This window comes from Shimazuella alba (genome assembly GCF_009831235.1).
Taxonomy (GTDB): Bacteria; Bacillota; Bacilli; order Thermoactinomycetales; family Thermoactinomycetaceae; genus Shimazuella; species Shimazuella alba.
This window is the reverse complement of the sequence record NZ_WUUL01000005.1, coordinates 252,965-279,494: the sequence shown is the minus strand read 5'-3', so window position 1 is coordinate 279,494 and position 26,530 is coordinate 252,965. Positions and strand designations below refer to the sequence as shown.

General features: G+C 39.2%; 31 protein-coding genes and 3 pseudogenes. 24 read left to right on the top strand and 10 right to left on the bottom strand.

The genetic code is table 11. The features are described from left to right. Window positions 1-254: 254 nt before the first annotated feature. The 3 genes from GSM42_RS09945 to GSM42_RS09935 all read left to right on the top strand — a co-directional run bounded on the left by GSM42_RS09945 (window position 255) and on the right by GSM42_RS09935 (window position 2,119). Entirely contained in the window at window positions 255-1,100 is an 846-nt protein-coding gene (locus tag GSM42_RS09945; protein ID WP_160801382.1) for an Rpn family recombination-promoting nuclease/putative transposase, read from the top strand. Between the two features lie 199 nt (window positions 1,101-1,299). Beyond that, the gene (locus GSM42_RS09940) at window positions 1,300-1,467 is read left to right on the top strand and encodes a hypothetical protein (RefSeq protein ID WP_160801381.1); all 168 of its coding nucleotides are present in this window, start codon (window positions 1,300-1,302) and stop codon (window positions 1,465-1,467) included. Window positions 1,468-1,924: 457 nt separating this feature from the next. Next, entirely contained in the window at window positions 1,925-2,119 is a 195-nt protein-coding gene (locus GSM42_RS09935; protein ID WP_160801380.1) for a YwbE family protein, read from the top strand. Window positions 2,120-3,134: 1,015 nt separating this feature from the next. On the opposite strand, the gene GSM42_RS20600 is transcribed toward GSM42_RS09935, so the two are convergent. Beyond that, window positions 3,135-3,401, bottom strand: a complete 267-nt coding sequence (locus GSM42_RS20600) for a helix-turn-helix transcriptional regulator (protein WP_237446542.1) — start codon at window positions 3,399-3,401, stop codon at window positions 3,135-3,137. Between the two features lie 79 nt (window positions 3,402-3,480). Between GSM42_RS20600 and GSM42_RS09925 the strand changes: the two genes are divergently transcribed. From GSM42_RS09925 to GSM42_RS09905, 5 genes are all read left to right on the top strand, one after another. After that, the gene (locus GSM42_RS09925) at window positions 3,481-4,020 is read left to right on the top strand and encodes a helix-turn-helix domain-containing protein (RefSeq protein WP_160801379.1); all 540 of its coding nucleotides are present in this window, start codon (window positions 3,481-3,483) and stop codon (window positions 4,018-4,020) included. 150 nt (window positions 4,021-4,170) lie between these two features. Then, complete coding sequence (locus tag GSM42_RS09920) at window positions 4,171-4,425, top strand: hypothetical protein (protein ID WP_160801378.1); 255 nt, start codon at window positions 4,171-4,173, stop codon at window positions 4,423-4,425. An 8-nt stretch (window positions 4,426-4,433) separates the two neighbouring features. Continuing rightward, entirely contained in the window at window positions 4,434-4,592 is a 159-nt protein-coding gene (locus GSM42_RS09915) for a hypothetical protein (RefSeq protein WP_160801377.1), read from the top strand. A 214-nt stretch (window positions 4,593-4,806) separates the two neighbouring features. After that, window positions 4,807-4,926: a helix-turn-helix domain-containing protein gene (locus GSM42_RS21365; RefSeq protein ID WP_160801376.1), complete on the top strand. Its 120-nt coding sequence runs from the start codon at window positions 4,807-4,809 to the stop codon at window positions 4,924-4,926. A gap of 1 nt (window position 4,927) precedes the next feature. Further along, complete coding sequence (locus GSM42_RS09905; RefSeq protein ID WP_160801375.1) at window positions 4,928-5,539, top strand: hypothetical protein; 612 nt, start codon at window positions 4,928-4,930, stop codon at window positions 5,537-5,539. Between the two features lie 58 nt (window positions 5,540-5,597). On the opposite strand, the gene GSM42_RS09900 is transcribed toward GSM42_RS09905, so the two are convergent. Continuing rightward, on the bottom strand, window positions 5,598-5,777 hold the full coding sequence (locus GSM42_RS09900) for a hypothetical protein (RefSeq protein ID WP_160801374.1): 180 nt from the start codon (window positions 5,775-5,777) through the stop codon (window positions 5,598-5,600). Between GSM42_RS09900 and GSM42_RS21360 the strand changes: the two are divergent. Together GSM42_RS21360 and GSM42_RS09885 are read left to right on the top strand one after the other, a co-directional pair. Continuing rightward, window positions 5,770-6,700, top strand: a pseudogene (locus GSM42_RS21360) (IS3 family transposase); the annotation flags it as partial. The gene GSM42_RS09900 and the pseudogene GSM42_RS21360 overlap by 8 nt on opposite strands. A 381-nt stretch (window positions 6,701-7,081) precedes the next feature. Next, on the top strand, window positions 7,082-7,633 hold the full coding sequence (locus GSM42_RS09885) for a hypothetical protein (protein WP_160801371.1): 552 nt from the start codon (window positions 7,082-7,084) through the stop codon (window positions 7,631-7,633). A gap of 912 nt (window positions 7,634-8,545) precedes the next feature. Here GSM42_RS09885 and GSM42_RS09880 read toward each other — a convergent pair. The 3 genes and pseudogenes from GSM42_RS09880 to GSM42_RS09870 all read right to left on the bottom strand — a co-directional run. Then, window positions 8,546-8,737, bottom strand: a pseudogene (locus GSM42_RS09880) (tyrosine-type recombinase/integrase); the annotation flags it as partial. An 18-nt stretch (window positions 8,738-8,755) separates the two neighbouring features. Further along, complete coding sequence (locus tag GSM42_RS09875; RefSeq protein ID WP_160801369.1) at window positions 8,756-9,202, bottom strand: site-specific integrase; 447 nt, start codon at window positions 9,200-9,202, stop codon at window positions 8,756-8,758. Window positions 9,203-9,411: 209 nt separating this feature from the next. Then, window positions 9,412-9,612 (bottom strand): hypothetical protein, encoded by a 201-nt coding sequence (locus tag GSM42_RS09870; RefSeq protein ID WP_160801368.1) that lies wholly within the window; start codon window positions 9,610-9,612, stop codon window positions 9,412-9,414. 67 nt (window positions 9,613-9,679) lie between these two features. On the opposite strand from GSM42_RS09870, the gene GSM42_RS21000 reads away from it, so the two are divergent. Continuing rightward, on the top strand, window positions 9,680-9,811 hold the full coding sequence (locus GSM42_RS21000; protein ID WP_275402145.1) for a hypothetical protein: 132 nt from the start codon (window positions 9,680-9,682) through the stop codon (window positions 9,809-9,811). A 326-nt stretch (window positions 9,812-10,137) separates the two neighbouring features. After that, window positions 10,138-10,299: pseudogene (locus GSM42_RS09865) on the top strand (zinc ribbon domain-containing protein); the annotation flags it as partial. Between the two features lie 388 nt (window positions 10,300-10,687). Here GSM42_RS09865 and GSM42_RS09860 read toward each other — a convergent pair. Together GSM42_RS09860 and GSM42_RS09855 are read right to left on the bottom strand one after the other, a co-directional pair. Further along, window positions 10,688-10,858 carry a hypothetical protein gene (locus tag GSM42_RS09860; protein ID WP_160801367.1) on the bottom strand — a complete coding sequence of 57 codons (171 nt, stop codon included), beginning with the start codon at window positions 10,856-10,858 and terminating at the stop codon, window positions 10,688-10,690. A 284-nt stretch (window positions 10,859-11,142) separates the two neighbouring features. Next, entirely contained in the window at window positions 11,143-11,457 is a 315-nt protein-coding gene (locus tag GSM42_RS09855) for a DUF1811 family protein (RefSeq protein WP_160801366.1), read from the bottom strand. Window positions 11,458-11,516: 59 nt separating this feature from the next. Here GSM42_RS09855 and GSM42_RS09850 point away from each other — a divergent pair, with 59 nt between their 5' ends. Further along, complete coding sequence (locus tag GSM42_RS09850) at window positions 11,517-11,903, top strand: hypothetical protein (RefSeq protein ID WP_160801365.1); 387 nt, start codon at window positions 11,517-11,519, stop codon at window positions 11,901-11,903. A gap of 1 nt (window position 11,904) precedes the next feature. Here the strand turns inward: GSM42_RS09850 and GSM42_RS09845 are convergent, their stop codons facing one another. After that, on the bottom strand, window positions 11,905-12,090 hold the full coding sequence (locus GSM42_RS09845) for a hypothetical protein (RefSeq protein WP_160801364.1): 186 nt from the start codon (window positions 12,088-12,090) through the stop codon (window positions 11,905-11,907). Window positions 12,091-12,221: 131 nt separating this feature from the next. Between GSM42_RS09845 and GSM42_RS09840 the strand changes: the two genes are divergently transcribed. From GSM42_RS09840 to GSM42_RS09830, 3 genes are all read left to right on the top strand, one after another. After that, entirely contained in the window at window positions 12,222-12,995 is a 774-nt protein-coding gene (locus GSM42_RS09840) for an enoyl-ACP reductase FabI (RefSeq protein ID WP_275402144.1), read from the top strand. Window positions 12,996-13,201: 206 nt separating this feature from the next. Beyond that, window positions 13,202-13,615: an adenosylmethionine decarboxylase gene (gene speD / locus GSM42_RS09835; protein ID WP_160801362.1), complete on the top strand. Its 414-nt coding sequence runs from the start codon at window positions 13,202-13,204 to the stop codon at window positions 13,613-13,615. A 152-nt stretch (window positions 13,616-13,767) separates the two neighbouring features. Continuing rightward, window positions 13,768-15,288, top strand: coding sequence for a carboxypeptidase M32 (locus GSM42_RS09830; RefSeq protein WP_237446540.1), 1,521 nt, complete (start codon window positions 13,768-13,770; stop codon window positions 15,286-15,288). A 138-nt stretch (window positions 15,289-15,426) separates the two neighbouring features. Here the strand turns inward: GSM42_RS09830 and GSM42_RS09825 are convergent, their stop codons facing one another. Next, window positions 15,427-16,002 (bottom strand): hypothetical protein, encoded by a 576-nt coding sequence (locus GSM42_RS09825; protein ID WP_160801360.1) that lies wholly within the window; start codon window positions 16,000-16,002, stop codon window positions 15,427-15,429. A gap of 378 nt (window positions 16,003-16,380) precedes the next feature. Here GSM42_RS09825 and GSM42_RS09820 point away from each other — a divergent pair, with 378 nt between their 5' ends. The 3 genes from GSM42_RS09820 (at window position 16,381) to GSM42_RS09810 (ending at window position 18,349) form a co-directional block, all read left to right on the top strand. After that, window positions 16,381-17,187 carry a hypothetical protein gene (locus GSM42_RS09820; RefSeq protein WP_160801359.1) on the top strand — a complete coding sequence of 269 codons (807 nt, stop codon included), beginning with the start codon at window positions 16,381-16,383 and terminating at the stop codon, window positions 17,185-17,187. Between the two features lie 27 nt (window positions 17,188-17,214). Further along, complete coding sequence (locus tag GSM42_RS09815; RefSeq protein ID WP_160801358.1) at window positions 17,215-17,988, top strand: sporulation protein; 774 nt, start codon at window positions 17,215-17,217, stop codon at window positions 17,986-17,988. Between the two features lie 88 nt (window positions 17,989-18,076). Further along, a complete protein-coding gene (locus tag GSM42_RS09810) occupies window positions 18,077-18,349 on the top strand; it encodes a hypothetical protein (protein ID WP_160801357.1) in 273 nt (90 codons plus the stop codon). 19 nt (window positions 18,350-18,368) lie between these two features. On the opposite strand, the gene GSM42_RS09805 is transcribed toward GSM42_RS09810, so the two are convergent. Continuing rightward, window positions 18,369-19,229, bottom strand: a complete 861-nt coding sequence (locus GSM42_RS09805) for a PIG-L family deacetylase (protein WP_160801356.1) — start codon at window positions 19,227-19,229, stop codon at window positions 18,369-18,371. A 240-nt stretch (window positions 19,230-19,469) separates the two neighbouring features. On the opposite strand from GSM42_RS09805, the gene GSM42_RS09800 reads away from it, so the two are divergent. The 5 genes from GSM42_RS09800 (at window position 19,470) to GSM42_RS09780 (ending at window position 26,462) form a co-directional block, all read left to right on the top strand. After that, entirely contained in the window at window positions 19,470-21,800 is a 2,331-nt protein-coding gene (locus GSM42_RS09800) for a 3-hydroxyacyl-CoA dehydrogenase/enoyl-CoA hydratase family protein (protein WP_160801355.1), read from the top strand. Window positions 21,801-21,813: 13 nt separating this feature from the next. Beyond that, entirely contained in the window at window positions 21,814-22,992 is a 1,179-nt protein-coding gene (locus GSM42_RS09795; protein WP_160801354.1) for an acetyl-CoA C-acyltransferase, read from the top strand. 11 nt (window positions 22,993-23,003) lie between these two features. After that, on the top strand, window positions 23,004-24,722 hold the full coding sequence (locus tag GSM42_RS09790) for an acyl-CoA dehydrogenase family protein (protein ID WP_160801353.1): 1,719 nt from the start codon (window positions 23,004-23,006) through the stop codon (window positions 24,720-24,722). Between the two features lie 237 nt (window positions 24,723-24,959). After that, the gene (locus tag GSM42_RS09785) at window positions 24,960-25,271 is read left to right on the top strand and encodes a hypothetical protein (RefSeq protein WP_160801352.1); all 312 of its coding nucleotides are present in this window, start codon (window positions 24,960-24,962) and stop codon (window positions 25,269-25,271) included. Window positions 25,272-25,424: 153 nt separating this feature from the next. After that, window positions 25,425-26,462 carry a P1 family peptidase gene (locus tag GSM42_RS09780; protein WP_160801351.1) on the top strand — a complete coding sequence of 346 codons (1,038 nt, stop codon included), beginning with the start codon at window positions 25,425-25,427 and terminating at the stop codon, window positions 26,460-26,462. The last annotated feature ends 68 nt before the right edge of the window (window positions 26,463-26,530 follow it).

Genomic DNA, 26,530 nt, shown 5'->3' with positions numbered 1-26,530 from the left:
TTATTTCGACAAAAAAAGCCTGTAGACCTCCCTGCTAAAGCAGGGTTTGTCTACAGGCTGTAAGCCCTTGTTAGGGCTTGTTTTTTGTATATAAAATAGAATCTGCCATAAAAATTAATTTACAAACATATATTCCCATGTTAAAATTATGCAAAATTAATCATTCTAAAAAATTCCAATACTTCCAGTCGTACCATGATGCTTGTATTGGTTTTTTGGATGATATAAGGAGTATAATAAGAGGAAGATGATGAATGGACATATTAGACCCCAAAGTAGATTTTGTTTTTAAAAAAATTTTTGGCAGTGAAGAAAATAAAGATGTACTTCTATCATTTTTAAACGATACACTAAAAGAAACAGAACAACAGCCGCTCACTCATATTATTCTAGTCAATCCATATCTTGACACAACAATGGTGAAAGAAAAGTTATCCATATTAGATGTGCGGGCACAGACTGCCAATGGAAAACAAATCAATTTAGAAATTCAGCTTTTTAATAAATACGATATTCAAAAACGCACTTTATTTTATTGGTCAAAACTGTATGGTGGGCAATTGAAGAAAGGTCAACCTTATGGAGACCTTAAGAAAACGATAACGATCAATATTCTAAACTTTCGTGTGATACCAAATGACCGCTATCACAGCATTTTTCATTTGCGGGAAGATCATACAGGGCACATTTTAACGGATGATATCGAGATTCATTTTTTGGAACTGCCTAAACTAGCTAGTTTCTGTAATTTGTCAGATCATCTCGTTCGTTGGCTTTCTTTTCTAAAAGGAATCGATAAGAGTAGATGGGAGGAGTTGGCGATGGATAAACCTGAATTAAAAAAGGCAATGGCTGCATTGGAGTATTTAAGTCAAGATGAAGAAGCACGTATGTTATATGAAATGAGAATGAAAGTGTTAATGGATGAACGTTCTGCATTGGATAAAGCTGAAAAACGTGGAAGAGAGGAAGGGAAGATAGAAGGAAAGGTAGAAGCGATCAAAAATATGTTAAAATTTGGTGTTTCTATATCGGTATTAGCAAAAGCAAATGACTTAACAGAAGAAGAAGTTCTTAAAATCAAAGAGAGTATGAAATAGTTACTCCAGTATGTTGCTGATAAGTTAGGAACTTTCTATTTACATTAGCCCTTTTTTGGGCTTTTTCTTTTAAGAACTATGAATTTACGAAAGTAGGCGGTGGATATGTCTGAAACAAAGAGAGTATTACCAACATCGGAGTATTTAAGTCCTGATGAAGAAGCTCGGATATTAGAACAAATGAGGGAGAAGAGCGATAATGGATGAAATTTCTGTTTTAGACTTTGCTGAGAAACGTGGATACGAGAAAGGAAAAGAAATGTGGAAGAGACTGGGGGAAGTAGAGGTCATCAAGAATATGTTAAAAGTGGGGCTTGATGTATCAGTTCTAGAAAAAGCAACAAGTTTGACATCGAGGAGATCTTGAAAATCAAAGAAGGTATGAAATAGCTGTTTCGATAAATCCTATTAAGGGTTTCTTTTAACTCATGTAGTAATGGTAAAAGGTAATTATTTTATCAATCTCTCCGAAAGATAGTTCAGAATATTCCCTTTTTTATTTCCGAGTGTATCATCCAGCCTTAAAAACAAGGAAGGAGAAAGAAACACATGCACCAAGCATTCCGTTTTCGTTTGTATCCAACCAAAAATAAGCCATTTCCATCCATAAGTCCATTATGGATCGTAATTTCTTCATGTATATATCTTATTTCATCATTTGGTCGAGCGGGTTGTTGACTTTCTTCCTTTTCCATATAGAACAAGTGCAACATGGAAGCTGTCTACCTGTACCTACAAGATATAAAGTAAAATAGTTTCTGAAAGGAATAGGAAATATCAACGAAAAGACTTAAAATAAGAAGAAACACTTTGGAGGCATATAAATGGACGGTAGAACAAGGAGCAATCTTAGTCCAGGAATGCTCGTAGATATTATTTTAAAAAAAGATCAGCGTACTGGGAACAGGACAAGAGGAGTCGTAAAAGACCTTCTGACCAAATCACCCACCCATCCACATGGGATCAAAGTACGGTTAGAAGATGGACAAGTTGGTAGAGTGATTGAGATTATTGAATAGTAAATTTCACAAAAATAACGCCTTTGTTGGCGTTATTTTTTATATCGCAGCTTTGCCAAGAGGGTCTTTATTTATAATTCTGATTATTGACATGAATCGACCCTGACTCGACGAAAGGCATTCCCATGAGGAACAGGATTGAGAACACCCTGATCAATATAAGTGGAGGTACCCTGACAGGTACGCCTCACTCTATGAGAGGAAAACCCGTCTCCTAAACTCTGGATATGCCATGGATTTCCTCGCCAAAAAGCGAGAAGAGAAGAGTTTGGATCTTTAGGACTCCACGATCAGTCACCCCACTAGGTCGAGTATCGACAAGTTCGAGGACTGAGCGATTCGTGCAGGTCTACCCCCAAATCTGAGTGGTCAGGACGCATAATTTTCTTTTATGTTATACAAGATACTATCTTCTGAGATGGAGGTGCTTTTCTGACCAATCTCTAGTAGTTAGCATGCTGCCAGTATTTCCTCCTGCACTGTGACAAATAGGTGATTTTTAGTAGATCGATAATCTGTTATTTTATCGGAATCCAGATTTCAGAATACAAGTTTGGATTGAAAGGGTCGCCATCTATATACTTCTAATTCAGGTGCTCCTGTATACTTGTATCTACTTGAAGGAAACCCCATTCCGAAAAGATCGTTTTCCAGGCTTTTGTCATCGCATCCGGCATTGGTCCATGAACTTCAAAAACAGCCCATTTGTCTGCTACTTAAAAATTTTCCAGGAATCTCACCATTGTACTCGGTCGCTACCCAATAGTCGATAGATTTGGTTTTGTATCACTTTATCTACAACCACCTAAAACGACTTCAATCTCTCCATTATTTAATTGGAATAGGAAATCATCTATTCCGTTTTCATGCATTTCGTTCCACATTTTTGGAATATCTGCTGAATTTACTTCGTTTCTTAATGTGAACTCTCGTTTTACACCAATTACTTGAAATGCTTCTCTTTATACAATTTGATACTTCATTGGCTCTGCCCCTTTCAAATTTACCTGTATGGTCAAACGATTATAGGAGTTGAGCTTTCCAACGTGATTTCGTGCTTACTGGGTGTGATACCGTGTTGCTTACGGAAAGCTTTTGTAAATGCTTCTGGGGTTTCATAGCCATATTTAAAAGCGATTTCAATGATTTTACAATTGCTCTTAGACAGTGCCTCAGCAGCTAAAGTTAGACGGCGTCTGCGAAGATATTCACTAATGTTATACCTGTCAGGATCAAAAAATTCTTTGAAAGTGAAAAGACGAAGTATTTGCTTGTTTTGCAATACTATCCATTCGGAATATTTCCTTTTTTTGTTTTGGGGGTGTATCATCAGCCTTTAAACAAGAAGGAGAAAGACACAAATGCACCAAGCATTCCGTTTTCGTTTGTATCCAACCAAAAAACAAGCCATTTCCATTCATAAGTCCATGGGATCTAGTCGTTTTGTATTCCATCATTTCTTACGGGAAAATATTTTGTTTCGGTTCTTTGTGAGCAGTATTGAAGTATTGCTTGGGTTGATTAAAAAATCTCTTAAAACAGTCAGCCAAGATGAGGTCAACAAGTTAAACGAAGATATCAATCAAGAACGGATACAACAACGATATCTAGATCGTATTGAATGGGAACAACACTATACCAAACATGTTCTATCAAAAGAATACCACGCGGATCTACATGGTCATGTTGTTTGCTTTGAAAAAAATGAACGTATCCGTTTTGATTGTACGAAGAAAACTGTAACTCGAACCCTTCATGAGCTATTAAATTGTCTTCGCAAAGAAGAAATAATCGTACATCATGTATTTGAGACGGTTGAAGCAAAGAAACTTTGTTCTTGGTTGGATAGGATGTTTGCTTTTGATAGTTTTTATAATCAAAGTTGTCCGGCTGGACTTTAGAGAATACATGGTACAAGCTATAAAAGAGCGTAAGCACTTCCCAAAAGGAATATTAGATTTGATCGTTGATTAGGACGGCTCTGATAAAGTTGTATATATAGCCAAATTTCGAATTCTACGGGGTAAATTCAGCTTTTAATGATAGGGGTAATGGTATTTTTCCTTATATTAGATAAATCAAAATTTCGAGGTGATTGGATAAATGGCTGTAAATGGCGGAGAGATCCACGATTAGCGGACAGGCTTATTAGCGTTTCGAAGTTAGTTGATAAGCGATTGGCGAAGAAAGCTTTATCAGAAGATGAGAGAGATTTTCTGGAGCTCATTAGTTTTATCATGAGTCATGGGGAAGACACTGCAAAACGAAGGATATCAGGTATCTTTGATCATTATTCGAAAGGATGAAGCGACGAATGGAGATAGAATGTTATATTTGTGCTGATTTTGGATGGAAGAGTTGTCCTGAGTGCGAAGGTGGAGGCGTGATGTATGTGGAGCTTCCAGAGATGGAGATGGAGCAGGAAGGTGAATTTCTCAAAGCTTTGTATGGCGAGGATTGTGTAATTGGATAAGCAAAAGAGCCTCATTGAGAGGCTCTTCACCCTACAGACACACTATCAAAGAAATGATTAGAGAAATGCTCATATGTATCCCTCCTGATTTTTTTCCAATAAGAGGAATACGACAGAAACATGCAAAGTCCTTTATGCTGATGGAATGAAAAAGAGCCCCCAAAGCGACGACGTATTCACTGGTATCAGTGGTGAATACCAGTGAATACGTCTTATGAAATCAGTTCAGGTCCTAGGAACCCTCCTCCAAGGGAATATGACCATGCAGCAGGTTGCCGACAAAGTAGGAATATCGCGGATGACATTACATCGGAAATTAAAGGACGCAAATTAACATGGACTATAAACAAATAAGAGAAGCTGCATGTCCAAATGTGAAAAATGAAGTGTACTTGTATAATCAATTCAAAACACTTGATGATATCCGCAATCCTAAAAGCTGGAATGAGTTCTGGAACTCTGCTGATTCTAATTTCCCGCGTCTTGAATGGAAAGAAAGTGAACTCCAAGGGGTGTTTGATAACGGATGGGTAAAGCTTGAACCCTTACCGGAGAATGGAACCACTTTAAACATAGAAGAAAACATATTGAGGAAAGCCCGAAGTGGTGGAGGTGAAGATCACGCAAAGCTTAAAGCATTGGCATATACTTGGTTAAAAAGCCAAGGTGAAAAAATAGCCATGTTCGAGTGTAGTGTCATCGGATCTGAAAGAGCAGATGTATATGGGGAAGATTTGGCTTGCTGGATAGAATGTGGCAATACAACAGCAGATAAGATAATAGATTCTTTATTCTATGCAAAATGTAATTCCTTTATTGTTTTTCCTTTTGTGTTTCACGATATGACCGAAGGATATAGATTCACCGCTACAATAGATAAAGAAGCAAGAGAAGTATGGGAAATGAGGAATATCAAAAAGAAAAGTCCAGCCAAAGGAATATTGTAAAACCACCATCCGGCGCCTGAGGGATAACGTAACCATATAATGGTATCTATCAGACGGATCACTGCAGGAACTCTGTCACTGAACCTACTTGCATAGCTTCAAATCGTTTTCCATTTAATGGATTGATGATATCCAAATCAGTCTTCGTTCCCTCTATCCTTAAGCGACTTTTTCCATTTTTTGAGCAAATGGCGGTGAAATCGGGCTTCGCTACCTCCACCCCTAGGAGGAAAGACAACCATCCCCCTGAAGAACAAGAACTCCTCGCCCTTCGAAAAGAAGTCAAACAGTTGCGAATGGAAAACGACATTTTAAAGCAAGCAGTGCTGATCATAGGACGAAAGTAGCTGTCATCAAGAAAAACACGGACAAAATACTCAGTATCAGCAATGTGCAGAGTCCTACAAATTTCTCGAAGTACCTATTACTATAAAGCCAAAGAACGAAAATCCGAGGATGACATAATAGAAGCTGTCCTCGAGATTTTTCATATTAAACGAAAGACTTATGGGACAAGGAAAATCAAAGTGGAGCTATATAAACGTGGGTTCATCTTGTCTAGACGACGAATTGGTCGGATCATGGCTTACACCAAAGCCCAGTTTAAAGCCCAAAAAATAAGAAGCAATGAATCCAAACAGGAGAATAAACTGAACCGCCAGTTCAAACAAGATGAAGCAAAAAAAGTAGTAGTGAGTGATATCTTATGTTCGAGTGAAAAACAAATGGAATTACCTTTGTGTTCTGGTTGATCTTTTTAATCTGGAGATTATCGGATTCAGCACTGGTTCCCAGAAGAATAAAGAGCTCATTGCGAGGAAATTAGCATCCGTTCAGGGGAATTTACGCTAGATTCAAATGTTTCATACGGATTGAGGCGGAGAGTTTGCCAACCAACTGCTAGATCAAACATTAGCCACCTTTCACATAAAAAGATCACTCAGTATGAAGGCATGTTCGTATGACAACGCTGTTGCAGAAGCTACTTTTAAAATCATTAAAACGGAATTTGTATATCCAACGACTTTTGACAGTCTGGATCAAATTACAATCGAATTTTGTGACTATGTGAATTGGTTTAATAAAATCCGTATTCACGGAACGTTGGGATATGTAAGTCCAGAAGAATATAAACAGTCGTTTTTTAAAAAAGCGATCTAGTTTCGGGTTATTTAATTTAACAACTACTATCCTCTTAATTTACTGATGAAAAGAATAAAAGAGTAGTCTTACATACGTAGGCGAGAATCTAGCTAATTTTTTTATATTCCTTCCATCTGAATGGGACAAACGAATATAGAAGCATTCAGGCAAAACGAAGATCACATTTGACTTAATTTGTGCTTTTGAACGATCAGTAATGATCCATGTCCAAATAGATTTCAATATCGGGTATCAACTCCCAGTTGTACTGATATTTAGACTATTCGGATATACCTTAGTCATAGTAAAATTGGCGATATTCAAAGAATATTAACCCTTTAAAATAGTGTTTCTCAACTATATAATAAATGTAGTTCTTAGAAATCCCTGGAGGTCAGAATGTCCCGTGATTGTCAGATTGATTTGCTCCTTTGTCAAATCGGAGATTGGTACAGGAAGCAGTTGATCCCACTGATGGAGGGTGCAAAAAACCCATGGCCGAAAGAAGCGGAGGAGGCTCTTCTGAGGCGTTATACGTCGGAAGAGATTCTAGAAGTGATCCGAGCTGATCTTGAAGAGGGTCGAATCGATCCCGAAGACTCTTCCACTTATGAAGACAACCTGTCTAAGCTTCATGTAAAGACAACAAGATGGTATTCGATCGGGTTCTCTGACAACGTCTACTTCACGGTGGCGCGAGGTCAGCTCTGGAAAATTAACCGTGTGAGCATCAATCTCGACGGCGAGCCTGTACGCTCCACTAACCTTAGCTTCGTCTACCGCATTGGTAGCGACGGACGCGAACGTGCAGAAAGGTACGACGTCAGATGCCGCCCTCTGGACGGCATGGAGCTGGAAGTGCTACGGGAATTTGTCCGTCTATATGATGACTTGGCGACGAGGTCCAAATACCACGAGAAGTGTGGTGAGGATCTTACGTCCCTCCTGTGACAGGTCTCCGGGGTTGGCTGGACGAGGGGCTTATAGCCGATGAAACCTCGCCCAGCCACCGAAAAAACAATACTCATGTTTATTGAGTTCAATAATATTTTTAATTTCATAATTGACATTTCTAATTTTTAAAAAATGATGTAGATTTGTTTTCACGGGTATAGCCTGGACATCTATACCAATATAATCCCCACAGTACACTGATGACAGCATATCGCCACTGGTCGATCCAAAATTTATACATTTTGTCAGAAAAGAGCCAAGCGCATCGTGCACTGAAGCATTTCTTTCAAGTGAAAAAAGTGGTATGAAAGAGGATCGCCTTCTCCATAACGCTGAGGAGGCGATTCTTTATTTTAGTCTTTTATGATGTGGATTTTGGTGGATCAGCTCTATTTGATGGATTCATTATTGATTATGTCACCTTTTAAAAATAGAATTCCATCTAAGAAATTCTCTTCTGATTCTCTTGGATAATTTTCTAATGCTTACGAAGCATTGAGCTATGTATATTGGTTCTATGAGAGTAAGCAAAAATTAAAAACAATAGATCATTCCTTCCTTCAAAAAGGGGTAGAACCAGCACTCTCGCCTGAGGGGTAACGGAACCATAAAATGGAAAATGAACCGATCCAAAGAGGGCGTAGTGACAGGGTAGCTACCATTAACCGCAAAGTAATTATGTTTCATTCTGTTTGCTATCCAAATCAATAAATTATGTTTACTTATTGGCTATTTAGATGTCTGATTTTGCTCATTAAGTAAACATAAATGATGTTATGTTTCATTAATCTGGTGACAGGGTTCTTACCATAGACCGCAAAGTAACGGGGTTTTTGTTCATCTCATCGATAAGCATTACAGGAATTGGAAATAATCTTGCGGACTAGAACAGGAACCCTGTCACTGGGCCTAGATGGAACTATATTTTCGCAAAGTATCGCGTAAGTCCTTGATGATGGGGATCGTTCGCTGTTTGTTTCCTTTTCCTCGGACAACAACGGAGCCAGAACGTTCACCTAAGATCACATCGGATACTTTTACTTCGCAGAGTTCTTGTACACGTACTCCCGTAAACATCAAAAATTGAATGATAGCCTTTTCTCGGACCTCTTTTCTACGTTAATGTTTATTCCTGTTGCTACTACGTACACGCATTTCATTGATCAATCGTCGCTCTACCTGCTTTTCTATCCACTTTGTTTTAAAGCGATCTTCTGGGATCAGCTCTACCTCATCACAAGGATTATCTGGAATGAAGTTTTGATCCAATAGCCAAGCAAAGAATTGCTTTAAATGCTTTACTGTGTTGTTGATTGTACCAATGGAAAGGCATTTATTCATAGTCGATGATCCATCAGCATCCAATCCTTTACCTGATAACCTACGAAATTGCCGTATATCTTTTCGGATTACTTTTTGCCAACCCACTATATCACCGTTTTTTAATTCTGGCATGGTGTGGAACCATCTCATGAAGCGAGATATGCTTTGCTTATGTTGTCGGATGGTACTGCTGGATAACCCCTTTTTCTCCAACTGCTTATAATAGCGCTCCGAAATTCCCATAATATCCCTTTTTGCGGATACACACGAATGAAAACCGCGTTATGATATCCATTTTTCACGGATCATAAGAAATAATAGCACAGATTCGTTTGTAATCCTTTATAAATACACACCAATTATTTCTTAAAAATCACTCATTTTTTGGGCAGCGAAAAAGACCAAGCTAAAACTGCTCGGTCTTTGTTATATCCCTTCTATATGAATGAATATTATTTTCCAGTCCGATCCCATCTAGGTTGCGATGAGACCGATCTGTCCGAGCCGGGCAGCAGCTTCACCACTTGATGACGAAGCACCACAGCCAAATGTTGACTCCTACGAGACTCAGGAAGGTGATGATCACCAGCTGCATCTTGAGAGAGTTCTCCCACCAGTACTTCAGATCGTCCTTGTCGAAACGTGACAGGCAATGCGAATCTCCATCAACCACCACAGCGGGAGGAGAACGCAGGGAATCATGAGCACGAGAGTGCTGAAGTGGGAGGTCAGAATGAGTCCCCAGAAGAGGAGAAACATTCCGATGATGGGCACCCACCAGAAGAGAGCACTCCTGCTAACCTTGATCATCAGATTCTCGAAGTAGGACTGGTTCACGTGACAACTCCGTAACGATAGCTCGGACAGGTTACATACTATTTTAAGTATAATACGATTTGTCATCTCCTTAGTCGCAATAAGGTATATGGCACTGATTCGCTGGTTGGTGAATCGATTTAGAAAATACATCCATTTATATGGCCGTTTTTGGAGTTATCTCGAACTACCCCCTGATCGGCTATCGCTGGTCAGGTTTTTTTTATTTATGATAAGATACATATACCATATTAAAAACCTCTGTCCTGATCGGCTGAATCGACTTAGGATTGAAACATTTTGCCATCCTTTCGGATGGAGAAAAAATAACCGCTCCCAAATACTTTCGAGTCAACGTTGGTTCTTGTTGTGGATACCGCAACAAAGACGTGAAAAATCTAAACCTTAGAGCATGGAGGTGTCCGGAATGCGGTTCCAATCATGATCGTGATATCAATGCAGCTTACAACATCTTGCAAGCAGGTAGGAGACTCATTGCCGCTGGGATGGCGGTTGAAGCTTAGTAAATATCTTGTCCGTAGATGGGAGTTCCTAAGAATCCCCCACCTCGAGCGTCAGCTAGGTGGTGGGAGTGTTCAAAGCTTTTTGTAATGACTCTACCTTTCATATTGTGCTCACTCCTTGAAGGAATTGTATCTGGTATGAACGAGAAAATCCTGCCATTATTTGCTCTACTAAGACAGTTTTGTTCTAAGCTTAACAATGGGATAAGGAAACAGTTCTCAAGTGGCATAATAGAAATAGTTTGAATAATACATCACTTCTCAACCCAAGAGGAGTTATTGTAGTATTTTGTTTGTTCCAACATTATTCTCCATAAGTTATCTTCATGGTTCCAATCGCCTAAAAAACAATAGCGACCAACGGCCGCTAGAAATTTCGGAATATTAACTATAAGGTTAATTGCTTTTGGTCGCGATTCATAAACGTATAACATTGGTTCATCGTGCCTCTAAATTCAATGCGATGATCTTTTTTCATCGGATTGTACCAAGCAAAATAGTTATCCTCATGGATGATCGATGGGGGTAATTTCTCCGAATCTCGAATCACATAATACATAGCCGAGCACCTCCTAGTTGTATTATGATCGAAAAAAGGAAATATTAACCATGTAAAACGAGTTTATTATTTTTGAACTTATTCTTTGAATAATGGTAATGAAACTGCAAATATTAATTTGAAAGTTATGATTAAAATCAAGGTATGATATACACACAAAGCGGTGTGGCAACGAACCATCCGGGAGGATGAAATGAGAGTGCTGGTGTTGATCCAGAACAAGCTTGACCAATTCCACTGAACTAGGTGTATCCCTTATCTTTTCTGTATCTTTTTTCTTAAGATTAATTTTCGTCTATTGGCTTTAACAATGATAAAGGAAACGCCTCTTTTTCAATTTTCCCATTAAATGTCCCCCAAGCATAAATTCCATTTAGATATTCTACCTGAAAAAGCCCTGATTCGCCTTCGATTTCATATTTCAACTCCAGTTGAATAGTCTGCGGATCAATGAGATAAGCTTTAGCCAGATTTATTTTTTGTTTGAGGATTGCCGCATTGCTCTCTAATTTATTTTTCTTAGCTTCTATTAACTCTTTTTCCAATTCTTTTATCGAACTTGTAAGTTCTTCCGGTGTCATTTGACTGTATCGTTTCACTTATAGTCCCCCTTCGGTATAATATTGATCATACAACACTGTAAGGGATAGGTGATAGGATGTCAGAGCGTTATGTTCCAAAGATACAAGAAGCTGCAATACCAGAAGATGGGGGTTGGGTGGAAGGCGAGACAAGTCCTATTCTCCTATTATCGATTCCTGCGTGGGAAGAACTTGAAACAAACCCCGATTATGTGAATGCTTACGTATGGATGTATGACCGGGAGCAAGATGCTTATCTTTTTTGTTTTCAACTAAAAGACGAATCAGAAAAAGCCATTGCTTTTATCTCTGATCACGCAGGTTTACTTTTGCAAGATGAGCATGCTAAGGATAGCTTTTCCATGATGATCATGAATAAACCTTTGCAAGAAGTGAGTTCGTCTCAGTCCGTTTTGCTTATCGAAAATGTGAAGTTGGTTCGACACCCTGCAGCAGGATGGTAATTTAGAACTCATCTCGTTCATGTAGTAAATGCAAGTGTGTAGGTACATAATCGTATCTATCATCTGTTTTCAAACGGTCCAGTACTTTTTTATATTCGTCTACTCGAATGTAGGATTGTTCATCTTCAATGACTTTGGTTAAGGCGAGGATCACAATTGCTGTTTCTTGCTCGTTAAGAGAAATCATGACAACCTCCTAATGGATTCATTCCTTTTATTATCCCCAAAATGACTTTAAAATTGACACTGCCAGCATTTTTTTGTAGGCTGTCATGTATCTGGGTTTATTTTGTTTTTTTGGAAGAAAGAGGTGCTTCGTTGAAAGCCTTAATGAAAGGGAAAAAGGTTGTTGTAATGGGTGTATCGAATTCTTGCAGTATTGCATGGTCGATTGCTAAATCGTTATATCATGCAGGTGCTGAGCTTTTCTTTACCTATGAGAATGAACAGATCGGAAAAACAGTGAGTCAGCTCGTAGATGATGAAATGCCTAATTCTTTTTGTACAGTATGCGATGTGAACAATGATAAAAATATGTACGATGCATTTGCCAAGATAAACGATCAATGGGGAAAAATTGATGGTTTGGTGCATAGCATCGCATTAAAAAAAGCAGAGAATTTACCTTATTCTTATTTACAAACAACTCGTGATCAATTTCTTTCTGCACACGAAGTTCATACATATTCGCTTGTTTTAGCTGCACAAGAAGCGAAACGATATATGGTGGATGGAGGTACAATTGTTACCTTGACACATATGGGTTCAGAAAAGGTGCTTCCTAACTATCCAATTTTTGGTGTGGCAAAGTCTGCATTGGAATCCAGCGTCAGATATTTAGCACATGAGTTAGGTCCAGCTAATATAAGAGTCAATGCGATTTCCGCTGGACCTATTCGCACATCGGCAACTCAACATGTTCAGGATTTTGATTATATGTTATCTGTTGTGGAAGAACGTGCACCATTGCGTAGAGGAATAGATGCAGAAGAAGTGGGAGATGTAGCTCTTTTTTTGTGCAGTTATTTAGGTAGAGGAATCACTGGTGAAGTGCTGCATGTCGATGGTGGGTATAATATTATTGGTATGTAGATTATTTTTATAAAAGCGATTGAATTTCTCCATATAATATGATAAGGTACAGGATGTTGCAACAAAACCAACTTGAGCTATTAGGATCAGTGATTCACTCGAAGGGTTGGGACCTCATTGGACTAACCTTCCCCCATAAGTGATCCAATACGATCCTAGCGGAATTTGGCTCACACCAATTTTTTGCTAGGAAGGGGGGCCGGAAGATGGAAGAATATTCTACTTTCGGAAGGCATGTGGCTATGGATGCCTGGGGTGTGCCGTTTGACCTATTAAACAATGCAGAAGAATTAAAGAAGTATATGATACAGGCTGCTGAGTCCTGTGGAGCATCTGTTCTATCGGTACAAGCCCAAAATTTTGACCCTCAAGGTGTTACAGTTCTAGTGATGTTATCGGAGAGTCATCTCTCGATTCATACGTATCCTGAAAAAGGATTTGCTGCATTAGACTGTTATACCTGTGGTCATACTGTTGACCCACAAGTCGCCATTGATTATATGGTTGCATATTTACAACCATCACAAGCTTTTGCGAAAGTCTTAAAACGTGGCGATGGACCGATTGTTGATTTAGAACAGCCTTTGATACAGCAAACAAAAAAAGTTATTTCTCTATAGTTAGACTCTCTCTTTTTTTTGCGGTGATTTTCTACTACTCAGTAGAAATCGCCCCTTTTTTTTGCGATGATAGAAAGTAAGTTTGTTACACAAGCAGGAAAAATAAATATTTGTTGTAATTGTATCCTATGAGTATGAAAGGGGTCTTCATTTTGGAACTATACCAATCTTTTCGGAGTTATCTAAAGGAATATATTAATTTGGAATCTTTTATTCATCTGCTTGTATGGGATCAGTCTACAGGGATGCCCACTGCCAATGCTGATTATCGAGGAGAACAACTAGGTTTTATCAGTCGGCTGACCCATGAAAAATTAGTTGATCCGAAAATGGGAGAGATGTTAGATCAACTAATACCTTGGGCTACTACATTACCTGCTGATTCCTTAGAATCTAGATTGATATCAGAAGTAGCCAAAGAGTATGAAAAAGCGCGAAAAATTCCACCTGCATTTATGGAGAAGTTTTTTGGACATACTGCACGTGTTTATCAAACATGGGTGAAGGCAAGAAAGCAAAACAATTTTACCCTTGTATCTCCTCTTTTGCGGGAAACATTGGAGTATAGCAAAGAATACGCATCCTATTTCCCTGGATATCACCATATTGCTGATCCATTAATAGATCGTAGTGATGAAGGGATGTATGTTTCGATTCTGCAACCACTGTTTCAAGACCTTCGAAAGAAACTAGTGCCAATGATTGAGCAAATTCGCCAATCAGAGCCAGTAGATCGAAAATGTCTGCTTCAACATTATCCCAAACAAAAGCAACTCCAGTTTATTGAAGTTGTTTTGGATCATATTGGCGTTGACCGTTCTCGAACGATCCAAGATTTTTCTCCACATCCATTTATGATTCGTCTAGCAGGAGATGACGTTCGATTTACGACCCGGATCAAAGAATGGGAAGTAACAGATGGGTTATTTAGTAGTATGCACGAATCTGGCCATGCATTATATGAATTAGGAATTTCACCTGAACTATTTGGCACACCACTTATGAAAGGTATATCTTCAGGCCTTCATGAAAGCCAATCACGCCTTTGGGAAAACCTAGTAGGAAAGAGTCGTGAATTTTGGGAATATTTCTACCCAAAATTGCAGTCTGTTTTTCCTACACAGCTTGGTGCAGTTCCAATGGAAACATTTTATCGCGCCATGCACCATGTTTCGCCTTCTGAAATTAGAACAGAAGCAGATGAGATTACATATAATTTGCATGTTATTATTCGATTCGATCTAGAATTGGAACTCTTAACTGGTAAATTAGATGTTACTGATCTTCCAGAAGCTTGGAGACAACGTTACAAAGAAGACTTAGGTGTCGATATAACGGAAGTGAAAGATGGTGTTTTACAGGACGTTCACTGGTTTACCGATTTTATTGGAGGGCAGTTTCAAGGGTACAGCATTGGGAATATCCTAAGTTGTCAACTTTTCGATGCTGCACAACAAATACATCCATCGATAAAAGAAGAAATGACACACGGTCAGTTTGATACTTTACATAGTTGGTTGAAAACGAATATTTATCAACACGGTAAAAAGTTTAGCACAACAGAAATGATTCAAAGGGCTACAGGTCAAGCATTGTCCATTGATCCATATATCAAATATTTAACGGAAAAATACCAAACCATCTATCCAACCCTGCACATTTCAGAAGAATAGTTCCAAGCATGGAAACCCCAATTCTAGAAGCGAAATGGGGTTTTTGAGCATTTATCGGAATAATTTATTTGTGTGCTCCGGTTCCAGTGAGAGACAACAACTGGTGATGAGTCATCACTCTACTGGAACCGAAGTTTGTCAGGAGGAGTATGCGGTCACTGCGTACTCCTGCCAGACAGCCCAGAAAGCCTCACCAATCGGTGCTTGAACCGTGGTGGCCAACTCCCTCTTGAAGTAAGCAACAGCTGCTTCAGCCTCGGCTTCCGTAACCGGAACGAAGTCCAGTTGATCTCCTTCGTTCACTGCACGCTTCCACTTTTCTTCGGTCTTCGCCAGCGCAGCATTGTACACGTCATCGGGGATCGGATCTGCACTCTTGATCCTTTCATGGCCCAGAGCTTCATCGAATGGGATGATGAGGCTGTACTCGTCGATAACCTCAAGGCTGTTGAGCATTCGCTTTACATTTCGGATCAGCTCCTGGTACTTTCCAATGGCCCGCTGAATTTGGAAATCGGCCAACAGTTCCATTTCGGTGGCCTTGGAGTAGCGGATCTTGGGATCGGGGTTGTCCACGATGTTTTGTGGCAGCGTGCCGGTGACCCGCATCTCGTCGATTACGACTTCCCACTTCTCGCAATTGGGAACCTGCTTGATGGAGATGTTCGCTTCAACGGCAGGTCGGCTGGGCTTGAAGGTGGTGTCGGGGTGCATGATTGGCTTTACTCCTTCAGGTAGGGCGATCTGTATATTCATTTTACAAATAATTAGTTAAATTGTATAGGCAAGATAGAAGAGAACCGAATGCTTTCCTAAAAAATATGAAATTCACTACCAATTAGGTAATATTCATCGAAGAGTAAGATAACAAAATCAGACAATCTCTATTCTGATTTGTAAATATCTACTAACTCAACTCGAACATAAACAAAAATAATTCCAGATAAATAGTTGATCGCGAAAATGTTCGTAAATTGCTCAACAGGGTAGTAACAATGTTTTACATACATATAATCATTTTTGTTCCAAAAAACAGGATTATTTACATCGATTAGAAGGAGTTTTCTATCCAAAGAGAGAAGCAAGTTGGTAATGATGAAAAGAAAGAAAGGTGCAGATGTGAATCAAGAACATGAGTACGGAATATCATCATTCCTATCAGCTCCCTCCTCTTTTCAAGAGATAGACATATGCCAGAAAATCTCTTTTAGACTTGTACATAAAGTAAAACAAAAAAGACCTTTTGCTATATCTATATTGGAAATTTATGTGACAGAGCCGATGTTTTCGGACTTATTAAAAGATATCTATCCAGATTCTGATCTTTTTTTGCTCAAGATGGAAGCAGATATCTTTTTGTCATGGAAGAAACAACACATCGTTCAAATTATTTCTCGGCATCGTTATGGGATACCTGATCAATTTGATATTATTATCATTTCACCAAGTTGTCAGTTTCAAAAAGAAACACAGGCGCTTTTTAAGTTGAGTCAAGTTTTGTTACAAGAAACAGGCATAATTGCCGGTGCTTTTCTGGGACCGGATACGTTTTTAGAATTGCATACATGTTTAAATTGGATTGAAAACTCGATAAGTGAACAGTTTCCAGTTGCTTATTTTACTCCTCAAAGTTATTGGGAAAAGCATATCAGTAAAGATGGATTACAATTAGAAGTATACCAAGAAGACCAATTTCGAAAAAATTATCACAATAGTCAAGCTGTTTTTCAAGTAGCTGCGGCATTTGGATTTTTCCATTGTGTCGAAAAAGAGTTATCAAACGATAATAATCACTTGTTGCATAATTGGATGAAAGCATATGATCAAGGATTTCGTACCAAAGATGGAAATGTATATACAACTTATCATGTAATCGAACTCATTGGCTCATTTCTCTGATACAATAGTATCAGGAGGGATAGCAGCATGTTGAAAAAGTTTTTAGCATCAATTGGTTTTGGATCAGCAAAAGTAAATTTGGAACTGGATCAAGATGTCGTTAGGATGGGACAACGCGTAACAGGGAAAATTTTCGTGTTGGGTGGAGATACAGAGCAGGTTACAGATGGTTTAAAAGTAGAACTTATGCTTTCTTCTCGCTACACGAGTGGAGATCATCAACAGCATGTCTCTGAAAGAATCATCACCATACCTATTACAAATGAAAAGCTTGTTCTTGAACCAGGATCCCATTTCGAATACCCTTTTTCTTTTGTGTGTCCAGAAGGGTTGCCTGTTAGCTCCATCCACACACATTATTATTTTGAAACCGATCTTGATATCGACCAAGGTGTAGATGCAAAAGATCGAGATCCTATCCATGTTCTACCATCTGGAATGCTGCAAAATTTTCTAAATGGGTTTGAAGAACTCGGTTTTGTGCATTATGCAGAAGGTTATACTGGCAGACGGCACGATGCCATGCAAATTATACAGTTTCGTCCAACTTCATGGTTACGTGGTCAATTTGATGAAATTGTATTTTCGTATGCAACGAAGCTCGCAGACCAACAAATTACGGGCTGGTTTGAATTAGATAAAAAAACGCATGGTCTGATGGGTGCTATCGCAGATGAACTGGACCTAGATGAAAAGAAAGGACGTTTCACCTTCTATGAAACTGATTTAGCATCAGTCGAAAAGGCAATAAAAACAATACGTTCCTTTATTGAGCACCATACAAAAGGATTAATAGGATAATATAAATGTTTTGATTTGTTATTGAATAGATCACTCGCATAGAATACACTTTTTTTAACTGGACTTTGGTGCGAAGCGAGGGATATCAATGGCAAAACCAATAAAAAAAGGTAAAAGTAGATATTCAAGAAGTTTTAGTGGCAAGCAAGTGGGAGGATTTTTGATAGCTCTTCTCTTTTTTGCTGCAATCGTGTTTGGTATCTACTGGTTTTATCATAACAGTGGTACAACCAATAATATTGCGAGTAATGGGATATCATCCATACAAAAATTAATAAAAGATAATGGCTTGCAATCAACTGGTATCTTGGTACTGGCTGTAGGTGGATTGTTATTTGCTTTTATATTTAATAAAAAATAACCAGAATTTCTGGTTATTTTTATTTTGGTGTTTGTATCGAATATTTATTTGTGTTTAATGAATCAAACTGTCCTTTTACACTTATATAGCCACAAGCATACCATCCGTTTTCTGGATCCCACTTATTATATATCATAATTGCCGAATTGATATAATGCTCATCTTCTGCGTTATCTAGTCTGATCTCTTTTCCTTTCAGTGGTTTTTTGGAAATACGAGACATAAAGATGGAAGCAAAAGTTCTTTTCTTTTTAATTTTACCTTCTTTGTACAACTTATTGATCACTTTACCGGTCATGGAGTGCTCTTGTAAAACGTCATTTTGACTCATTCCATTATGGGTGACATCGTTTGACAAGCTTTCAAAATATAAGGCAACCTGCTTAAGAAGATTCTTCTTCAAACCCGTCTTGCTTGGAGCATATACATCTCGATGAGCACTATCAACACCCAAAGCATCAGCGGCAAATAAAAATTCTCTCACACGTGACGTTCCTAATTCTCTGGCGGTAATTTTTTTGGGGGAAACCATTTTATTTAATTTGGTGATAATCGCTGAGCCTTCTCCATGAGTAAATAGGATTAAATATACCACTTTCCCAGCATTTAGATCATTGCGAATTGGTACACCATAGGTCAATACCTCATCATCTGGATGTGGAACATAGTAAACGGAGACTGGTTTGTTCTTAAGAGATTCCTCTGGAATACGAAGTTTGGTTAGTCCAAATGCTCGAGTATCTTTTACTTTATGGAGCTGCCCATCAGAAATACTTGTAGCGTTTACACCATATCCCATTTCAAAAAAGCTGTAAATGACGTAACAAGCTAAAAAAAACGAACCGACTAGGAAAAAACGTGAAATCCACTTTCCCATCATACATTCCCCTTAAGCATAATGATCCCATGTATACAATATTTAATAGGAATAGGAAAAAACGATCTGGGGTGGTAAAAGAACACACCCTCTATCAAAGGTTAACATTCAATTGACAAATGTTAATAGATAACTTTTTAAAAAATATTGACTATTTCTAAATGTAGCGAAATAATAAAGTGATGTAGCTATTTTTTCCTTAACCGAGATGTAAGTTCGGATAAACGGAAGGAGCTATGAGAGATGATAGAGATAAAGCAAGTCGCAGTCCTTGGCGCGGGTGTGATGGGTCGTGCGATTGCAGCTCACTTTGCAAATGCAGGTCTTACCACATATTTGTTTGATCGTGTGCCAGAAAACGAGTTAAATCGAAATATTTTAGCAGCAAACGCCAAAGAATCACTTCTTCGAGAAAAGCCGCTTCCCCTTTTTTCTTCTTCGTTAGTTTCATCTATTCATATTGGAAATTTTGAAGATGATTTTCACAAATTAGCAGAAGTAGATTGGATTATCGAAGCAGTTGTGGAGGATGAGTCGATCAAACAACAATTGCTTGCCAAAGTGGAACAAGTATGGAACGGAAAATCAATTTTAAGTTCAAATACTTCTGGTATATCTGTCCATAAAATCATAAACGATAGGTCGACTTCTTTTCAACAACATTTTTTAGGAACACACTTCTTTAATCCACCTAGGTACATGAAACTTCTCGAACTCATTCCAACCAAGCATACCCTTCCTGCTATCACCCAAGAGGTTCAACAATTTGCAGAAGAGCGTTTAGGCAAAGGTGTTGTCATTGGTCGTGATACTCCCAATTTTATTGCAAATCGTATTGGAACATATGGAATTCAAGTTATTTTTCAAGCCATGGAAAAATGGCCTTTTTCACCGGCAATGGTGGATGAACTAACAGGTCCTTTACTCGGTAGACCTAAAAGTGCCACTTTTCGTACGCTTGATCTTGTGGGTTTAGATACGTATGCGCATGTAGTGAAAAATGTTCGTGAGCATTCCAGTGATCAAGCAGAGATCACAGCATTTCAAACACCTGTTGCCATCCAAAAACTAATCGATGAAGGTGCTCTAGGCGAAAAAACAAAAAAAGGGTTTTACCGCAAAAATAAAAATGTTATCCAAGCGCTAGACTTACAATCGTGGGAGTACCATGATAGAAAAAAGCTAAAAATTCCTGAGTTAGAGCAGATCAAAAGAGAAAAAAATCTAGCGGCTAGGCTACAGGCTATTTTTCAGATAGATCATGATATCGGTCATTTCCTTTGGTATATCACAAAGAAAACGCTACTCTACACAGCCACTTATGCTCCTGTCATCGCTCATCAGATTTTGGATATTGATCGTGCTATGAGATGGGGATTCAATTGGGATCTTGGTCCATTTGAACTGTGGGATCAACTAGGATTAGAAAATACTATAGAACGAATGAAAAAAGAAGGAGAAACCATACCTGCTTGGATTGAAAAAAGCTTGGCAGATGGGAAAACTTCTTTTTATGAGCAAGATCGCTTTCTTACATTAGACGACAGAGCTTACAAACCCATCATGGAGCATCCAAGGATCATTCCCCTTACTTTTCAATCACCTGGAAAAATCAAAGGAAATCAAGGTGCAAGTCTCTTTGATATAGGAGACGATGTGGCATGTTTTCTCTTTCATTCACCAAAACAAGCGATCGGCAACGATGCACTTGAGATGCTTGACTATGCTGTTTCCGAAGTAGCTAGCAATTATCGAGGATTAGTACTAACAGGTACAGGCAGCAATTTTTCGGTCGGTGCAAATTTACTGATGATGCTCATGTTTGTAGAAGACGAAGATTATGATGCTATTGATCTGATGATCAGGCGGTTTCAATCGACATTAGGTTCATTGCGAACCTGTCCTCGTCCCGTAGTAGCGGCTCCTCATGGCTTAACACTAGGAGGAGGCGTAGAAATGTGTTTACCAGCGGATCAGATACAAGCATCTGCTGAAACATATATGGGTTTGGTTGAAGTTGGTGTTGGATTGATCCCAGCAGGTGGAGGATGTAAGGAATTATTATTACGAATTGATCAACAGACCAATAGAGCTCGTGCACGGGTTATCGAACCCTTTGTGCACAAAGCATTTGAAAACATCGGGCAAGCAAAGGTATCTACAAGTGGTTTAGAAGCTAAAAGTTATACCTATCTGCGACAGCAAGACGGCATTACGATGAATCGAGATTTTTTACTGCATGATGCCAAACAAGCGGTTCTTCACCTCGATCGTAGCAACTATCAAGCACCTAATCCAATCAAAATTCCTGTGTTGGGTAGTAATGGGGCAAATACGATGAAGTTGGGTGCTTATCAATTTCTTAAATCAGGTTATATTTCTGAGCATGATTATAAAATTGCTACTAAACTTGCTTATGTATTAGCTGGCGGGGAAGTTCCAGAAGATACGTTAGTGGATCCTGCTTATTTACTCGATTTGGAGAGAGAAGCATTTTTAAGCCTGATTGGAGAGCCAAAAACGCAAGCTCGGATGGCTCACATGTTACGCACAGGAAAACCGCTTCGCAATTGAGGAGGGAAGTATTATGCGGGAGGCAGTAATTGTTGCAGCAAAACGTTCTGCGGTAGGAAAGGCATCAAGGGGAGCTTTGCGCCATACACGACCAGATGATTTTGGTGCTTTGGTTTTAAAAGGATTGCTCAAAGAGTTTCCACAAATCGATCCAAAAGAAATAGATGATATCATCATCGGCTGTGCTTTCCCTGAAGGAGAGCAAGGGATGAATTTTGCGAGAACGATTAGTTTACGTGCTGGTTTACCAGTAGAAATCCCAGCGATGACCATCAACCGTTATTGTTCGTCTGGTCTTCAATCCATCGCACTAGCTTCTGAGCGAATTATGTGTGGTTCCGCTGATATCATTATTGCAGGCGGAGTAGAGAGTATGAGTATGGTTCCCATGGGTGGATCTCGACCATCCCCAAACCCTTACCTCATGGATCATCATCCAGAATCCTATTTATCCATGGGACATACAGCCGAAGAAGTAGCAAGACGTTATCAGATTACGAGGGATATGCAAGACCACTTTGCTTATATGAGTCATCAGAAAGCAGCAAAGGCCTTACAAGAGAAAAAGTTTAAACAGGAGATTATTCCACTAGAAGTAACAGAGTGGACAGAAACAGAAAGCGGAGAGCCGACAGCGAGTAGAAGATTGTTTCATGAAGATGAAGGAGTGCGGCTAGATACTTCTTTAGAGATATTGGCAAAGCTTCGTCCTGTCTTTCAAGTAAATGGAACAGTAACCGCAGGTAATTCTTCACAGACGAGTGATGGGGCAGCAGCTGTTATCGTGATGAGTCGACAAAAAGCGGAAGAGCTTGGGTTACAACCTCTAGCAATATTTAGAGGATTTACAGTAGCAGGGGTGGAACCAGAAGTGATGGGCATTGGTCCCATTCAAGCGATACCAAAGTTGCTAAAACAAAGCGGTGTAACAATAGATGAGATCGATCGGATTGAACTGAATGAAGCTTTTGCTTCTCAATCGGTGGCGATTATTCGAGAGTTAGATTTAGAGGAGACGAAAGTAAATGTGAATGGTGGAGCAATTGCACTGGGGCACCCGTTAGGATGTACAGGAACCAAATTGACAGTGTCGGTGTTGCATGAATGTATTCGAGAGAAAAAGAAATATGGACTTGTGACGATGTGTATTGGTGGAGGAATGGGTGCGGCTGGATTATTTGAGCGAGTATAGGAGGGTGAAAGATGGGTAAAGGAGGTTCTTTTCTCGTTTCGCAGGCAGTACCGGCGGATGTATTTACACCAGAGGATTTTACTGAAGAGATGCGTATGGTGGCAAAAATGACAGAAGAATTCGTCAAAGAGCAAGTGTGGCCAGTACTTCCAGAGATCGAAGAACATGATTTTTCACATACGGTTCGGCTGCTAAAAGAAGCAGGAGAACTCGGGTTACTTGGCGCAGATGTACCAGAAGCATTTGATGGGCTTGGATTAGATAAGATCAGTTCTACTTTGATTACGGAAAAAATGGCATTGGCACGCTCCTTTGCGCTTTCGCATGGGGCCCATGTTGGTATAGGCACTCTGCCCATTGTGTTTTTTGGTACAGAGGGGCAGAAACAGAAGTACCTACCCGATCTAGCAAGTGGAAAAAAGCTTTCTGCTTATGCACTCACCGAACCAGGTTCAGGCTCAGATGCTTTAGGCGCGAAAACAACAGCAGTTTTAAACAAAGCAGGAACACACTATATTTTAAATGGGGAAAAACAATGGATTACCAACTCTGCTTTTGCGGATGTGTTTATCGTCTATACCAAAGTGGATGGAGATAAATTTACCGCATTTATCGTAGAGCGAGATTTCCCTGGAGTGTCCACTGGAGCAGAAGAAAAGAAAATGGGGATTAAAGGTTCCTCTACAAGAACACTCATCTTGCAAGATGCAGAGGTACCTGTGGAAAATGTACTCGGGGAGATTGGCAAAGGTCATCGCATTGCATTTAATATTTTAAATCTCGGTCGTTTTAAACTAGCCGCGGGTACACTTGGCTCTGCCAAACGGGCAGTCGAAATCTCCAAACAGTATGCCCTAGAGCGCAAACAATTTGGAGTTCCGATCGCTGCCTTTGCCCTTATTCGCGAGAAATTAGCCAATATGCAGATTCAAACCTTTGTCTTAGAGAGCATGGTCTATCGGATCGCTGGGTTGTTTGAACAAGGATTGAGCAGCATCGAGCAATCAGATGGCGAAGGAGTAGCCAAATCGATTCACGAATGGGCGATAGAGTGCTCCCTCGCAAAAGTATTTGGTTCCGAAACATTGGACTATGTAGTGGACGAAGGCGTTCAGATTCATGGTGGGTATGGCTTTATGCAAGAATATGAAATTGAAAACATGTATCGTGACTCGAGGATCAATCGCATTTTTGAAGGAACCAATGAAATCAATCGCTTGTTGATACCAAGTACACTCCTAAAGAAAGCTTTATCTGGGCAAATACCTTTGATGGCAGCAGTGAGCGATTTGCATAAAGAGATCATGAACTATACCCCCACATTAACTAATCAGACAAATACTCTTGATTTAGTTGAGAAAGTAGTCCAAAACAGTAAAAAGATTTTCTTGCTTGTTGCGGGGACTGCTGTAGATAAATATCAGCAAAAAATCGATCGTGAGCAGGAGATCCTCCGAGACTTGGCAGATATCGTCACTCTGCTGTTTGCACTGGAAAGTGCTTTCTTACGAACCAAAAAACATCCTGATAAACCCAAAGAAGATTTAACCCTCGCTTTTGCTTATGATGCGAGAGAAAAAATCGATCAATCAGCCAGACATGCACTTTCCGCTATTTTTACAGGTGATGAACTGACGACACACTCCTCCATTCTACGAAGATACAGCCGGATCAAACCGATCAATGAAGTAGAACTGAAAAGAAGTATTGCAAAACAAGTGCTGAAATAGCAAACAAAAACTCGGATAAGTAACTTTGAAAGACTATGGGATTGTGATTTGGAGGTTAGATAAAGATGATAAGAGAGCTTTCCTTATAGGGAGGCTTTTTCTTATTGTATAAGCTCATATGGTGTATGTTCAAAAGAGTAGAAGCAAAGGATAATGACTAAATCGGAAATATGGAAGAATTTGATTTAAATTGATAAAATGGAAATTGACAGTTTCCCTCTTTTTTAGGAGTTTATCATGGCTAAGTTCTACTTTGATCTCAAGAAATTCCCTGGAATCTCGATTAATGGACTTCCTGATGATTTTGAACTGGTGAAGGAAGAAAACATTACGTCTATTCATTGGGGAGAATTGACTACAGATAATGGAGAAAGAAAATATATCCATAATTTGTATATTTTACCAGAAATGGTTCATTATTATAGGTTGAATAGAACAGATGGAAAACCTATGAAGAACCAGAGAAAAACATACAAACCACTTCCTGAATTTAAACCGCAGCCAGTTCCGGGAACTTCAGTTAGAGTGACAATGATGTTGACGAAGTAGCAAAAGTTTAGTCTGGATATATGAAAAGTATATCCAGACATCGTAAAAAAGAACTATTTCATATAGATCGGAAAGGACCTTCTAAGGGGAAGGGTTTTTTTATGGTATTGTTAACGCGTCAAAAAACCAACATAAAGGAGAGGAATAAGGATCATGGTAGATAACAAAAACAATACACTAACAGCACTAATGGGAGTAAAAGTAGGGCATTCCACTTATTTGGACAAATTAACAGGGTGTACCGTCGTTACCTTTGATCAAGATTATCCTGTAGCATATACAGCCTATGGAGGAGCTTCCAGTACCTTTAACACGGATACCCTGCATCTAGGAAAATCGTATTATCGACGGCATGGTTTGTTTGTAGCAGGTGGTTGTTTACCTGGATTAATGAGTGCTTCTGCTATTATGGAGCGGATGATCGAGCAAGGGATAGGAGACCGCTCCGCAAATATTATCAATCCAAGTATCAGTGGGGCGATTATATTTGATTTAGGAACCCAGATTGATCAATTTGATGCTACTTTTGGGCGTGAAGCATATGATGCTGCAAGTGATCTGCCTGTTCAAAATGGCAATGTTGGTGCAGGCACAGGTACAACGGTCGGTAAGTTTCATTATTTGGAGAATGGAACCAAAATGCCAGCGATGAAAGCAGGAGTTGGATCAGCGAGAGTTGATTTGAGCAATGGTGTGGTGGTCTGTGCATTATCTGTAGTAAATGCGGTGGGGAATATTGTTTTACCTGAGGGGAGAATTCTCGCTGGGAATAGAGGAGAAGACAAACCGATTATCACTTATGAAGAAGTCATAGAGTTCACAACATCTAACAACATGAATACAACTATCTCTATCGTGGGTATCAATGTAGATCTACATACATGTGAAAACTACGAACGTGTTGCTCATCTCGCCTCACATGGACATGTACGGGCGATTCATCCTGTTCACACCTCGATTGATGGGGATGTTATTTTTGTTTTTTCAACAGAAGAGATGAAAACAAACATCGATAACCCAAATTGGCCAAATGCACAGGTGGATAAAATAGGGAATGCTGCCGCAAAAGCAGTACAAGAAAGCATTTATCACGCTTGTTTAGAAGCAGATTCCATTTTTTTTGAGGGAGCTTATGAAAATACGGTACCTAGTAGCAAAGATTTTTTTATGATAGAGTCAATCTTCTCATAAAAATGCGAATAAATATAAGAAAACAAAGACATTTGCATGGAAGAGACAAGATGTCGATTCCTTCTTCC